Consider the following 15,317-nt stretch of genomic DNA (forward strand, 5'->3'; position numbering starts at 1 on the left):
CTGAAAACGCCAATGTAATCCTAGTTTAGCCCACAACAATAGCCTGATTGTTTAAGCAAATACTAACCTGAGTTCGATTAATTACAACATAATTGATCGAGCTTGGGTTTTTGGCATATATAGAAATTTTGTACCTTCAGCAAGAGCCAATCAGTTTTGTTTTTGTACTATTGCTTGCCCCAATTTACACTTATTATTTTCGAATACAATTTTGATACGTATTATAACTATGTCCAATACCTTACGCTACTACCTATTTACCGTTCTTTCATTACTTTCGAGCGTTGTTTTTGCACAAGATAAATTTGAAAACTACCAATTTCAGAGCATTCAAGAAGCAAGTTCGCAAAGAGCAATTTCGTCGATAATCCAAGATAAAAACGGTTTAATTTGGGTTGGGACTAATGGTGCAGGGCTCTATCGTTATGATGGAGTGCACTACAACATGTATGGATACAACGCAAAAGTTGAAGGTACAATAAATAGTAATTTGATTTATAGTACGTATGTAGACAGTAAAAATGACTTATGGATAGGTACAGATGAGGGCTTGTGCAGGTACAATAGGGATCTCGATAATTTTACCAAAATTAACATTCAAGATATTGTAGCAAAAGGCTATGACGAACCTATATCTGTCAAAACCATTAACGAGGACAATCACGGAAATTTAATCATAGGAACCTTTGGCTTTGGTGTTTTTAAAATGAATACTAAAACATTGCAAGTAGCACTGATTCAGTCGCCTTTACTCAAGCGGTCCAACATACAAGTCAATTGCTCTGTAAAAAATAAGCAAGGAACTATTTTCTTAGGAACTGGTTATGGGCTTTTTTCTATTGATTATAAGGGAGTTGTAGCACAAGTATATAAAGATAGATTTAAAAAAGAACCTATAAATCTTGAAATTGAAAGTCTAGCTGTTGATAGCTTTGGGTTTTTGTGGGTAGGGACGACCAATCAAGGTTTGTTGCGAATTAAAACAGATGCGGATAATTATCAGTTCGAAATTTTTCCGGTGACTAAGAATAATATTTTGGCTTTAATCCAAAGCAAAAGTGGAGACATTGTTTGCGGTACAGAGAATGAAGGACTGCTCATTGTGAATCACAAAGGGCAGATTGTTAAGCAATTTTTACACAGTAAATACAATAATTTTAGTCTTAAATCCAATTCTGTTTGGTCACTATTTCAAGATAAAGAAAAGCGATTGTGGTTGGGTTACTACAATAAAGGTTTAGGGATTTTTTCCAAACCCAACAACAAGTTCATGGCGGTAGAGTCGCTCCTGAATAATGAAAATTCCCTTCAAACAAGTTCTGTTACTGGTGTCGTGCGTAACAAGGCAGGTAAATTGTTAATCAGTACTGAAGGTGGCGGACTCGATATTTATGATACCACTAACAAGAAATTTATTCATGTGAATAAAAAGAGTCAAGGTTATTATTCGGGTTTAAACTCAGAAGATATACAGACTGTATTTGTAGATAGTAAGCAAAATTTATGGTTGGGTAGTTGGAGCGGAGGTATTTACTTTCTAAAAAACGGAAGCAATAAATTTGTGAATTATAACACTGCAAATACTTCGGGCTTAAAGTCCAATCGTGTTTTTAGCTTTTCAGAAGATGCTAGTGGTCGTATTTGGATTGGTAGTTTTATACAAGGACTACATTATTATGACCCAGCAAAAGGTGCTTTTGTACATTGCGAGGCTAAACCTTTTGCAGCAAGTGCACTCGATGTAGCCTACGTTCGAAAAGTATTTGTAGATTCAGACAATGACATTTGGGTGGGAACAATTTTAGGACTCTACAAAGTTCATGTGGAGAATCAAAATAGTTTTCAAGTAACCTCTATGCGCGAGGCGATGTTCAAAAACATGACCAAGCATAACAGTATTCAAACTATTTTGTCGGTTTATGAATCGAATGATAAGATGATTTGGATAGGGACAGATGGCGGTGGTTTATTTAGTTATAATAAAAAAACGAAAGTCTTTACTAATTACAATGATTTTCCAGGTTTTAAAGAAAGGTCTGTGCGCGCTATTATATCAGACAATAATGGATGCTTATGGGTGAGTGGCGGACTAGGTTTGACGAAAATTGATTTTAAAAACAAAATAAGCACCAATTTTACCAAGGATGACGGACTCATTGTAAATGAGTTTAACAACAATGCCGTTTTTAAAGATGCTAACGGACTACTGTATTTTGGGAGTTATGAAGGGATGAATTATTTTAATCCGAATCAAATCAAAAAAACAGATAAGTCACCCAGTTTGTACTTAAGTGATTTTAAAATATTCAATAAATCAGTGAGCCCAAATGATGAAGGTTCACCGTTGATAAAGGTTATTTCGCAGACCAAAGAATTAGAACTTAATTACACCCAGTCTGTTTTTTCTATTGAATATGTAGGGATCAATTACAATTTTTTAAAAAAGAACCAATACGCTTATTATCTAGAAGGTTTTGAAAAAGACTGGAATTATGTAGGTAGTAACCGTGTGGCAACCTATACCAACCTTGCGCCAGGAGATTATGTATTCAAAGTGAAAGCGGCTAATTCAGATGGATCATGGACACAAAATCCTCTCGAATTGAAGATCAATGTCTTACCACCTTGGTGGAAATCAATTTGGGCTTATCTTGTTTATGCTCTAATAGTGTTTGGGGTTATTTTGTATCTCAACAAAATATATCAAAATCGTTTTAAGGCCAAGCAAGCTATTTTATTCGAAAAAGAAAAAATTCACCAGCTAGAGAAATTGAATGCTAAAAAATTGCAATTTTTCACTAACATTTCGCATGAATTTAGAACACCTTTGACCTTAATTATTAATCCGTTAGAGGATTTGTTGCGAACAAAAAAACTTTCGCCAGAGATTCATAGTAAGTTGGTTACGATTCATAAAAGTTCCGACCGACTTTCGAGATTAATTAATGAATTGATGGATTTTAATAAGTTTCAGTTCAATAAAGTCTTTCTACAAGTCAAGAAAATTGAGCTCGTTGCTTTTACTGAAGAGGTGATTAGCTATTTTGATGAAGAAGCGAATACTCGTAATATAACAATTGAATTCAATCCCTCGGTAGAGCGCTTGGTAGACTGGTTGGATCCAAAAATGGTGGAGAAAATTATTTTCAATATCATTTCCAATGCCTTCAAATTCACGCCCGATGATGGTTTTATTCGAATAGGAATTGACAAAGTAGAAGCGGAGCATTCATTGATTATTGATGGCGAGAAGGTGCCTACTTTTTCGATTACCATAAAAGACACCGGATCTGGAATTCAGAAGAAGGATATTAACAGAATCTTTGACCGATTTTACCAAGTCAATAGCTTGAATAAAGTGTATTATGGTAGCACCGGAATTGGTCTCGAGGTCGTAAAAGAGTTTGTAGAACTGCATAAAGGAAAAATTACTGTCGAAAGTCAGGTAGGAGAGGGAACAGAATTTAAGGTCTGTTTCCCGTTAGGGAATTCTTTTTACAATGATGCAGAGATTGTTGATGAAACCCATGTGATTGAAAAACATCAATCCAAAAAAATCTTGGAACCAATAACGGTTGATGAAGACGATGAAGAGGATATTGTTGAAAATGTAGAAAAGGTTTATACTGTTCTTGTGGTAGAAGACAATGCCGAATTGCGTAATTATTTGAAACAAGAATTGAGTAAAACCTATAAAGTTCTCGTTGCCTTAAACGGTAAACGCGGGTATGAAATGGCAATTGAAAAGCTACCTGATCTAATTGTCACCGATGTGATCATGCCTGTGATGGATGGCTTGCAATTGTGTAAAAAAATAAAAGGGGACCTTAAAACAAGTCATATTCCGTTGTTGATGTTGTCGGCAAAAGCGATGGTCAAAGACCGTTTGGAAGGAATTGATTCTGGTGCCGATTTGTATTTAAGCAAACCCTTTGAGATGGATATCTTGAAGTCAAGTTTAGCGCAGTTGATTACGAGCAGACAAATTATGTTCAAAAAATTCTACAGCGGAATCACAAAGGATGGTAAGGAGAAAACGACAACCTTGGACAATGAATTTATTCAAAAAACGCTACAATTCATAACAGATAATTTGAGTGATTCACAATTGAGCGTAGAGTCATTGTCGTCAAAATTATTCTTAAGTAGAAGTCAGTTGTATCGAAAAATAAAAACGCTTACAGGAGTTTCTGTAAATGAATTTATAAGAAACGTTCGATTAGAAAAAGCAAAGGAAATTATGAGTAAGGGTTATTCGAGTGTTAGCGAAGTAAGTTATACAGTTGGCTTTACATCGCCTTCTTATTTTACCAAATGCTACAAATTAAAATACGGCGATTTTCCAAAAAGAAGTTGAAGTCAACAAAATATCTACTGTGTCAAGGGGTTTCAAATATAGTTTGAAACCCCTTTTTATTTGCTTGCATTTTGCGAATCGTTATAATTTTTTTGATTTAAAATTAAGTTAATGAAAAAATAACTATATATTTTTGGTATTATGGTATTTTTGAAGCGTTTTAAGGTCGAGTTCTTGTCTTTCAGGCGCTTAACTTTTTATTTTGGGGTGTTTATGCATCAAATGGTCATAAAAACGCATCATTTGTTGTTGTTTAGGGTACGCCTTTGATGTAATTTGCTTAAGAATTAATTAACAAATTGCTTTCTTTTTATTTCGATGGAAAATGAAAAGGTATCTAGACAATTTGCAACTATTTAAATTTCACAAAACAACAACTAATTTACAAACGTCAAAAAACAACCAATTTTTATGAAGAAACAATTAATACAAAAGCTACTGTTTCTACTAGTAATCTTGTGGGGAAATGTATTCTTCGCACAGATTGTTAAAGGTAAAGTGACATCGGCTGGGGCAACTTTGCCTGGAGTTAGTGTCCTAGTAGAAGGAACTACAAATGGAACTATTACAGATCTAGATGGTGCTTTTATTTTAAATAAAGTAGCGCCAAAGGCAAGCTTAATATTTAGCTATGTTGGTTTCAAGAATGTCAGCATGAAAGCTGCACCAACAATGAATGTAGTCATGACAAGCGACTCTCAAAATCTTGAAGAGGTTGTAGTTATTGGATATGGAACATCGAGAAAAAAAGATGTAACGGGAGCTATTTCATCGATCAAAGCTTCTGAAATTCAGGACAAGCCATTTACTTCGATTGATCAAGCACTTATAGGTAAAGCCGCAGGCGTAAATGTTACACAAAACTCGGGAACACCTGGAGGAGGAATCTCAGTTCAAATTCGTGGTATTACCTCAATCAATGGTAACGAACCATTGTATGTTATTGATGGTACTCCAGTATTTGCAGACAAGAATAATGATTCGTTTTCGTTTAGCGCCTTAGGTGGAGGAAACGGTCAAACAAAAAACTCGGCTCTGTCAAGTTTGAATATTGCAGATATTGAGTCAATAGATATTTTGAAAGATGCTTCGGCAACTGCAATTTATGGTGCCAATGGTGCCAATGGTGTTGTATTGATTACAACGAAAAAAGGGAAAAAAGGAAAATCTACAGTAGTGTATGAAACCTATATGGGAATACAAAAAGCCAACAACTTTGTGTCGGTTTTAAACTTACCACAATACGCGCAGTACCAAGCTAATATTTATAAATTAAATGGAGAGCCTGTTCCTTTTCAATATCAAGCTCCAGAATTATTAGGTAATGGTACTGATTGGCAACAAGCACTTTTTAGATCAGCACCAATGTACAGTCACCAATTGGCTTTTTCTGGTGAGAAAGATGGAACACGTTATTATACTTCGTTGAACTATTTCAATCAAGAAGGAATTGTTCTGAATTCTGATTTCGATAGATTGTCCTTGCGTTTGAATGTAGATTCGAATGTGAAATCATGGTTGAAAATCGGTAACAATATGTCGATCAGTAAATCATCTCAAAAAGTTGTTCGTAATGATGACCGTGGAGGTTTGGTGATGAATGCATTAAGACAATCGCCAGAGTTGCCTGTTCGTGCATCTGATGGTTCGTTTGCCGGACCTACAACTGGTTTGGGTTCTTCTGCCAATGAGGCGACCAATCCAATCGCTTTGTCAGAATATAATAATGCAACAACAAATAGATACAAGATAAACGGGAATATGTTTGCAGATTTCACGCTTACCAAAGGTTTGGTTTTTAGAACAGAAGTTGGGTATGATTTAAACTTTTCAAAGAGTAGCACATTCGCTCCAAAATATACTTTAGGAAATGTGTCTGAATTGTTGAATAAATCTTTCAAACAACAAGATCAAAGTTTTTATTGGAATGTTAAAAATTACATGACATACAATAAAAGGTTGAATGATAAGCACAACTTCACAGTATTGTTGGGTCAAGAAGCGCAAGAAAGTCGTTATGAGTATTTGAGTGGATATAGAACTGGAGAATTCTTGAATACTAGTTTTACTAATTTGGATATTGGTGATATTGACACTGCCTTAAACGGAAATGGATCTGGAAGATGGTCAATGAACTCGTATATCTCAAGATTGAACTATAGTTTTTCTGACCGTTATTCATTTTCTGCTTCTTTGAGAGCAGATGCTTCATCAAATTTTGGACCTAATAACAAATGGGGGTACTTTCCAGCATTCTCTGGAGGATGGACAGTAAGTAATGAAAAATTCTTTGAGCCATTGGTAAATACAGTGAACTACATGAAATTTAGAATTGGTTATGGATCAGTAGGGAATCAAAATATTCCTGCAAACAGATACCAAACTATATTGACATTACTTTCATCTCCATTTGGAGGAGTGTCACCTACCATTGATAACCTAGGAAATCCAGATATTAAATGGGAGTCATTGAAATCATTAAATACTGGAGTAGAATTTGGATTACTAAATAACCGCTTAAAAGTAGATTTTGATTACTACGTTAAAAAATCATCTGATTTCTTGACGCAACAAATCAATGATGAGTCCAATCAAAGTGCACTTAACTTTTATTTGAATACAGGTGAGATTGTAACCAAAGGGGTTGATTTGACGATCAACACTAGAAACATTGTAGCCAAAGATTTTTCATGGGATACCACAATAATCTTTTCTAAATACAACAATGAGTTAACTAAGTTTCAAGGAGTAGGGAAATCACTATTAGGGAAAGTACAATTTGATTTGTACACAATTACCAGAACAACAGAAGGACAACCTGTAGGGCAGTTTTATGGATATGTAACTGACGGTCTTTATAGAAATGCTGCAGAATTGGCTGCTGGCCCAATACAAGAAGCGGGTACAGCTGTTGGAGACATCCGATTTAAAGATTTGAATGGTGATGGAAAAATTGATTCAAAAGATCAAGCAGCGCTTGGTAGTGCAATTCCAGATTTTACGTACTCAATGACTAATACTTTCAAATACAAAAACTTTAATTTCTCTTTTGTATTGCAAGGAAGTCAAGGAAACGAAATTTACAATTTTACACGTCATTATATTGATGGTATTTATCCAGGTTTTGGAGACAGATATAGTAATGTAAGTACTCAGGTTTTAAATGCTTTTCAAGTAGGAGTTAATGAAAACACAAACGAACCTCGCGTTACATTGAATGATCCAAACGGAAACGGAAGAATCTCCAACCGATTTGTGGAAGACGGGTCGTACCTAAGAATTCAAAATGTTTCATTAGGATATGACTTGCCATCTAAGATTTTTGATAAATCTATTTTTACCAAAGCAAGAATTTATGTAAACGTACAAAACTTGTACACTTTTACCAAGTACTCAGGATTTGATCCTGCATTGGGGAATTTAAATCAAAATGTGACCTTAAGCGGAATCGATTTAGGAAGATATCCAGTTCCTAGAACAACTTCGATAGGTGTTAATTTAGAATTCTAATTTTCGAAAAAAATAATAGTCACTTTAATGGTTTTATATCATTAAACAAAAAATAATAGTTATGAAAAAACGATTTAAAATTTTGATGTTAGGGGTTCTAGTGCCACTATTGTCTTTATCTTCTTGTTCAGATGAGTTTTTGGATGCACCATCCGAAAATCAATTGACACCATCTGATTTACCAGAAGGAATTACAGCATTTGATGGAATTGCAGAGAGTTTATACTTTAAACCTTGGTTCACTTTCAATGATAAATTTTTGATTGCAGTAGGCGACATGTATGCGGGAAATGCTTTTACTTTTGATGGTGCTTATGCACAATTTAAAGATGGCCAAGTAACGTCTCAAAATCCTATTTTGACAGAAGGTTATACATCCCTATTTTCTGTTGTCGATCAATCCAATAATTTAATGAAATTGGTAGAAGAAAGAAAAAGCGAATTGCCTGAGGCATCTTATAAAAGTTCAATTTCAATAGCGCGATTCATGAGAGCCAATGCTTATTTTTATTTGGTACGCACCTTTGGAGCGGTGCCAATTGTAGCAGGAGCTGGTACAGCAGCGCAGCCAAAAAGGAATTTGGTTGATGATGTGTACAAATTCATAAAATTGGATTTGGAATATGCAATAGCAAATTTGCCTGATACGTCTGCTAAAAAAGGGTATGTCAACAAAACGGTTGCCATGGGAATATTGGCTAAAGTACATTTAACACTAAAAGAATATACTGCAGCCGCTGCCCTAACACAGCAAGTGATGGGAAAATATTCTTTGATTTCAGAATACGGAAACTTATTCAGTAGTCCAGAGAATAATAACAGTGCAGAGAGTATGTTTGCTCTTCAATGGAAAGCTATTGCTACCCAATGGGGAACTCAAAATACCAATCAGGCGTATATTGTACCTGCTGGTACGGGTATCACTGGTGGTGGTGACGGATGGGGAGTTTACCTTCCTTCGATTTCTTTAATCAGTATGTATGATGCTAAAGATGTTCGAAAAACAAAAACGATCATGACAGATGGTGATGAATATCCCGAGTTGCTAATTAAAAGCGGAGGTTTCAAGTATAAAAAAATATTGTCTGCGACTGGTGCAAATTTTAGAAAATATATTGTAGGATCGGCAGCAGAAAGAAATGATGTCTTTTTTATGAGAACATCACAAAATACAATCATATTAAGATATTCTGATATTTTGTTAATGCATGCTGAGGCAATTATGGCTGGTGCTGCATCAACTTCAGACGGTGCTGCTTTAAGTGCTTTTAATGCTGTTCGAACAAGAGCAGGATTGGCAACTAAATCTATCTTGACAAGAGATGATTTGTTTAACGAAAGAAGGTTGGAGTTTGCTCTAGAAGGACAATACTTTTTTGACCTAAAACGTCGTGGATTGGCTGAAGCAAGTGCGATAGTAGCTCAGCAAGAAGTAGGATTTTATTCTGATGACGCTAGAACTGCTTTGATTTCGAGAAAAATTACGCCTAATGCTAACTTTTTTCAATTGCCATTGCCTCAATCTGCAATAGATACAAACCCATCTTTGTTAGAAGCCCCCGTTTCTTATAACTTTCAATAATTTATACTATGATCAATACATTAAAATATACACTGATCCTTCTGTTGACTTTTGCTTCTTTTACTAGTTGTCAAAATGACGAGGCTGTCACTGCCACTGTTGATGCAATGGTTGCAGAACCAGGAGATGCATTAAACCAATCGCTTCCGGGCAAAAAAATTAGAGTCGAAGGGCAAGGTTTAGGTGGATTAAAAAAAATCACATTGGACGGTAAAGTAAATGTGCCTTTTAATCCAAACTATAATTCTGATCAATCCTTTATTTTTTCAATACCTTTTGATGACAAATTAGGCAGTAGATTCGGATTGCAAAAAATCACTTTTGAAACAGCAAACGGAAGTGTAACTAAAGATTTTACTATTCTGCAGCCTGTACCTACAGTAGAGAGTACGGTTCCCGTAGTGCCTACTCCGGGCTTTCCTCTAGAAATTGTTGGAACATGGTTCTATAACGTTTCTTCAGTTACTTTGGGTGGTAAGGCAGTTACTTATTCTGCAAATACTTCTTCTTCTATCGTGATTGCACTTCCGGCTACAGCTGCATCTGGTTCAGAATTGGTGATTACAACTCCAGGAGGTTTGGCTAAGAAGATTATTAATTTTGAAACAGTTGTCATTGTTTCTGATTTTGATGGTGGAGGATTAAGAGCTGCTTCTGCATGGAGTGCTTACGGTGACGTTACATCATTTAGTGCAACTACAACGGGTGGACCAACGGGTAACTTTGCAACCTTTACATGGGCAGGATCAACTGCAAATGGATACAACGGAAGTAGCGGTGGAAACGGTGGTGGTCCAGGTGTTAACTTTTTACCAGCGGCTAGTACAGATGCTACAAGAGCGTTCTTAGACATTGATGTTAGCGCAAATGTAGTTGGTACAAACGTAGCAATACAGTTAAATACAATTGAAGGATTGAACTACGGTTACAATTTTAAAATAACAGATGTAAATTGGGCGACTAAAACAATTAAAATTTCTGATTTCAAAGACAACTATGGATTTGGTGCTAATGATGCTTCCGCTTTAAATGTTTCTAAAATCAACGAAATCAAGATTGGTATTGCACAAGGAGATTCTCCAAATCCATCAATTTTGAAATTTGATAATATCAAAGTTCGTTACAGATAAATAATTTCATTTTTAAGTTGTTAGTTGTAAAAGGGTTGTCCTCAAAAAATAACCTTTTTTATAAACAAAAAATAATCACAATAGTAAAGTTGTCTAGTGTACGGCTAACTATAAAATAATAAAAAGTATGAAAAAAATATTTTTACTAGTGCTATCCAGTTTCGTTTTCTTTGCGATGAGTTGTACAAAAGATGATGAAGCAGCTGCGATCACGCTAAAAGTACCAACTGCAATTGAGCCGTTGGATGTTAAAGATACCGGTTTTAAAGCCAAATGGTTTTTTGTCTCAAAGGCGCAATCTTATCTTTTGGATATTTCCACAGATGCCAGTTTTGCTACATTTGTGACCAATTATAAAGCGAAGCCTGTAACAGATTTGAATGAAGTAGTAGTTGGATTGGCTGCTGGAACTCAATATTTTTACAGAGTACGTGCGCAACGTGATGCACAAATTACAGACTACTCCAATGTAATTTCTATAATTACTACTGGTACCAATGCTACTCCTGAAGACCCTACGTTCTTGAAGGTAAAAGCGAACAAATTAGCTAATCCATTTTTTATTGGAATGGCGGTAAAAGCAAATCAGTTAACTGCGGGTAGTAAGTACGATGTTATTTTGAAAAATGAATTCAGTAGTATTTCAGCTGAGTACGAAATGAAAATGGATCAAATCTCGACAGCTAGTGGTGTATACAACTGGACTGTAGCAGACAAAATTGTTGCTTATGGAAACGGAAACGGAATCAATGTACACGGTCATGCACTTGTATGGCATAACTCGGTTCCAACTTGGTTAGCAAATTATACTGGTACTGATGCTGCTTTTGCATTAGAAGTGAAAAAATACATTACTGATGTGGTAACGCATTACAAAGGAAAAGTAAAATCATGGGATGTTGTCAACGAAGCTGTAGAAGATGATGGAACTATGCGTAATACTATTTTCTTGAAGAGAATGGGAGCAAATTATGTAAATGACTGTTTTAAATGGGCTCGCGCTGCTGCAGTTGCTGCTGGTGATACACAATTGTTATTGTTTTATAATGACTATGCAACATCAGATAATACTAGTAAGCAAAACAAAATGTATACTATTATTGATGATTTAGTAGCAAGTAAGATTCTTGATGGGGTAGGTTTTCAAATGCACAATACCATCTTTGCACCGTCAAAAGCGCAAATTGAATCAGATATCAATAGAGCTGTAGCTAAAGGATTGAAAATTCATATCTCCGAATTAGACATGCAAGTGAATCCTGGAAACGCACCAGCTAATTTAACAGCAACTTTTACCAATGAACTGCGTTTGGCTCAAAAAGACAAATACAAAGAAATTGTAAAAATTTATAACGCACTGCCTGCAGCCAACAAATACGCATTGACTGTATGGGGAATGAAGGATAATGAATCTTGGATTCCGTTCAGTACAGATCTAAACCATCCTGGTAACGACTGGCCTTTATTGTATGATGCAAATTTTGCTCTTAAAAGTGCACATACTGGTTTTTTACAAGGACTGGATTAAATACAGTAATTAATAAAGATAAACAGCCTATTCATTAGGCTGTTTTAATTTCCCTTATATTTTAAATACGAAATTATGATGATGAGAAAGAAGATCGCTCTCGTATGTCTGTCTGTTTTGGCTTTTTCTTGCCAAACCACAAAAGTGGCTGTTCACAAAGATGAGACAAAATCATTTGAAGAAAGAGCAAAATACATCGTTTCTCAAATGACATTAGAAGAAAAGGTATCGCAAATGAGTTATACCTCGCCAGCAATTGATCGTTTAGGTATTCCTGAGATGAACTGGTGGAACGAAGCTTTGCATGGGGTTGCAAGAGCAGGAACAGCGACCGTTTTTCCTCAAGGAATCGGGATGAGTGCAATGTGGGATCGTAGTCAAATGTTTAGAAATGCCAATGCAATTTCGGACGAAGCACGTGCAAAACACCAAGAATTTGTGAGCCGTAATAAAAGAGGAATTTATCAAGGTCTGACTTTTTGGACACCAAATATCAATATTTTTAGAGATCCAAGATGGGGTCGCGGAATGGAAACCTACGGAGAAGATCCTTACTTAACGGGTGAGCTTGGTGTGCAATTTGTAAAAGGGCTACAAGGTGACGATCCAAAATATTTGAAACTGGTAGCTACAGCAAAACATTTTGTTGTACACAGCGGGCCAGAAGGGGAGCGTCATAGCTTTAATGTTAATCCAACTTCTTTTGACATGCTGAATACTTACAGTCCGCAATTCGAAAAAGTGATAAAAGAAGGACATGTATATTCTGTTATGTGTGCTTACAACAGTTTTGAAGGCTTGCCATGTTGCGGAAACAAACAGTTAAGTGATTTGTTGCGTGAAAAATGGGGTTTCAAAGGCTATGTAGTTTCGGACTGTTGGGCTGTAAAAGACTTTTATGACAAAGGAGCTCACGAAGTGGTTTCTACTCCTGAAGAGGCTGCTGCCATGGCTGTAAAAGCAGGAACCGATTTGAACTGTGGCGATTCTTATCCAGCATTAGTAAAAGCGGTGGCTCAAAATTTAATCAGTGAGGCAGAACTTGCTGTTTCTCTGGAACGATTGGTTGTGGCTAGAATGCGCTTGGGACTTTTTGCTCCAAAAGGTACTGTGAAATTCGAAAGTATTCCGTTTAGCGTGGTGGATTCAGAGACTCATAGATTGTTAGCTTTAGAATCAGCTAGAAAGTCAATGGTTTTATTGAAGAACGCTAGTCTGCCGGGGCAAAAAAATAACATTTTACCATTAAGCAAAAACCTTAAAAAAGTGGCTGTCATAGGACCAAACGCCAACGATATTGATGTGCTATTGGGAAATTATAATGGGTATCCATCTAATGGAATTACGCCGTTTATGGGAATCAAAAACAAACTTCCAAATGCAGACGTTAAATTTGCACAAGGTTGCAGTGTTGCACAAGGTTTACCAAATTTAGAGGCCGTTCCTACTTCCGTTTTATTTACAGATCAAACGCTAAAAGCCAATGGTCTTCAGGCAGAATATTTTTCGAATACAAACCTTGAAGGTGCTCCTGTACACACCCGTATTGACCAAAACATTGATTTTACTTGGAAAATTATAGCACCATTTACAGATATGGCTTATGATAAATATTCTGTACGTTGGACAGGATATATGTCGGTGCCAGAATCAGGACAATATGCTCTTGGTGGCGAAGCGTTCTCCGGAATGAAATTGTACTTAGACGGTAAATTAATTACAGAAAGAGAAGATGTTCACGAACCAAAAAAGATTTATGAATTTGTAACGCTTGAAGCCAAAAAAGTGTACCAAATTAAATTAGAATACAAGCAAGACAATACCGAGCGTGCTATTATGCGTTTCTTGTGGGACACGCCATCAAACAATCTAGAAGCTGAAGCAATTGCTTTGGCCAAAGAGTCGGAGGTGGTTGTATTATGCATGGGATTAAGCCCAATGCTAGAAGGTGAGGAGATGAAAGTAAAAGTAGACGGATTCTCTGGTGGAGATCGTTTGGACATAAAATTACCAGCATCACAAACCAATTTGATGAAAAAAATTAAAGAATTGGGCAAACCAATGGTCTTGGTGATGTTAAACGGTAGTGCTGTAGCAATCAATTGGGAGAATGATAATATTCCTGCAATACTAGAAGCTTGGTATCCAGGACAAGCGGGCGGAACTGCAATTGCTGATATTTTGTTTGGTGATTACAATCCTTCAGGACGTCTGCCTTTGACTTTCTATAAAGATATTAACGATATTCCTGCCTTCAACGATTATAGTATGAAAGGTAAAACATACCGTTACTTTCAAGGGAAACCATTGTACGACTTTGGTTTTGGATTAAGCTATACTACTTTCGAATATACTAATTTGAGTGTTCCTGTTGAGAATCCTACGACTAAAAACATTGATTTTACAGTAGATGTAACCAATACTGGTGCTGTAGCAGGTGATGAGGTTGCTGAGGTGTATTTTACAAATCCGCAAGGAGATCAATTGAATACGATTCGTACATTGATCAATTTTGATCGCGTTGCTCTTAAAGCAGGCGAAACTAAAAAAGTATCGTTTTCAATTCAGCCAAAACAATTGGCACAATTAAATGCGAACAATAGTTTTGAGCTTTCGGCAGGTACGGTCAACCTATCTGTTGGAGGTACGCAAGCAAATCCGGAACGTTTGCAAGCTAAAAAAGTAATCGAAAAAAACATTAAAATAGTTGGGGATACTGTAGTTTTTTAGATTCGATTGGAATAAATATATATTTTAAAAGAGCTAGTATAATTTGTTTTTGGATAGTGATTAAAATGACATTTGTAAAGATATTTTACAACTGTCATTTTTTTTTGCCTTTTAAAGAATTCATCGGAGGTAAATTTAAATAGTTGCGATGGACTTTAGTGAGACACATTTAGAAGTTTTAAACCAAGTTGCAGGTTGGAAAAATTAAACAACGAAAATAAAGCAATTTAAGGACTAAACTCAATAACAAATATTTGCATCAAGAGAATTTTATTGAGTAGATACAGCAAAAAAAAACACTCATTAAAGGGTATTTAATTAAATAAATTAGAAATACTTATGTAGAATAACTCAATGCTGAAATAAAAGTTTTTAGAGGTCTCCCGATAGCTACAGGCATAGAGGAGTAAGGAAAATTGATTTCTTCTCATTTAGATTATCTAATCCTTTTGCTTAATCCCCAACTTTTGAACTTGATCC

The 15,317-nt window shown here is 35.8% G+C and carries 6 protein-coding genes; all 6 read left to right on the forward strand.

Annotated features, from left to right (window positions below; all coding sequences use genetic code 11):
• Positions 1 to 229: 229 nt before the first annotated feature.
• The 6 genes from FFWV33_RS11100 (at position 230) to FFWV33_RS11125 (ending at position 14,837) form a co-directional block, all read left to right on the forward strand.
• Positions 230 to 4,357: a hybrid sensor histidine kinase/response regulator transcription factor gene (locus FFWV33_RS11100; protein WP_108740959.1), complete on the forward strand. Its 4,128-nt coding sequence runs from the start codon at positions 230 to 232 to the stop codon at positions 4,355 to 4,357.
• A gap of 411 nt (positions 4,358 to 4,768) precedes the next feature.
• Positions 4,769 to 7,867 carry a SusC/RagA family TonB-linked outer membrane protein gene (locus FFWV33_RS11105; RefSeq protein WP_108740960.1) on the forward strand — a complete coding sequence of 1,033 codons (3,099 nt, stop codon included), beginning with the start codon at positions 4,769 to 4,771 and terminating at the stop codon, positions 7,865 to 7,867.
• A 61-nt stretch (positions 7,868 to 7,928) separates the two neighbouring features.
• A complete protein-coding gene (locus FFWV33_RS11110) occupies positions 7,929 to 9,449 on the forward strand; it encodes a RagB/SusD family nutrient uptake outer membrane protein (protein WP_108740961.1) in 1,521 nt (506 codons plus the stop codon).
• Positions 9,450 to 9,457: 8 nt separating this feature from the next.
• The gene (locus FFWV33_RS11115) at positions 9,458 to 10,579 is read left to right on the forward strand and encodes a CIA30 family protein (protein WP_108740962.1); all 1,122 of its coding nucleotides are present in this window, start codon (positions 9,458 to 9,460) and stop codon (positions 10,577 to 10,579) included.
• 127 nt (positions 10,580 to 10,706) lie between these two features.
• Entirely contained in the window at positions 10,707 to 12,107 is a 1,401-nt protein-coding gene (locus FFWV33_RS11120) for an endo-1,4-beta-xylanase (RefSeq protein ID WP_108740963.1), read from the forward strand.
• A gap of 75 nt (positions 12,108 to 12,182) precedes the next feature.
• Positions 12,183 to 14,837, forward strand: coding sequence for a glycoside hydrolase family 3 C-terminal domain-containing protein (locus FFWV33_RS11125; RefSeq protein ID WP_108740964.1), 2,655 nt, complete (start codon positions 12,183 to 12,185; stop codon positions 14,835 to 14,837).
• Positions 14,838 to 15,317: the final 480 nt, after the last annotated feature.

It is taken from the genome of Flavobacterium faecale, from assembly GCF_003076455.1.
Taxonomy (GTDB): Bacteria; Bacteroidota; Bacteroidia; order Flavobacteriales; family Flavobacteriaceae; genus Flavobacterium; species Flavobacterium faecale.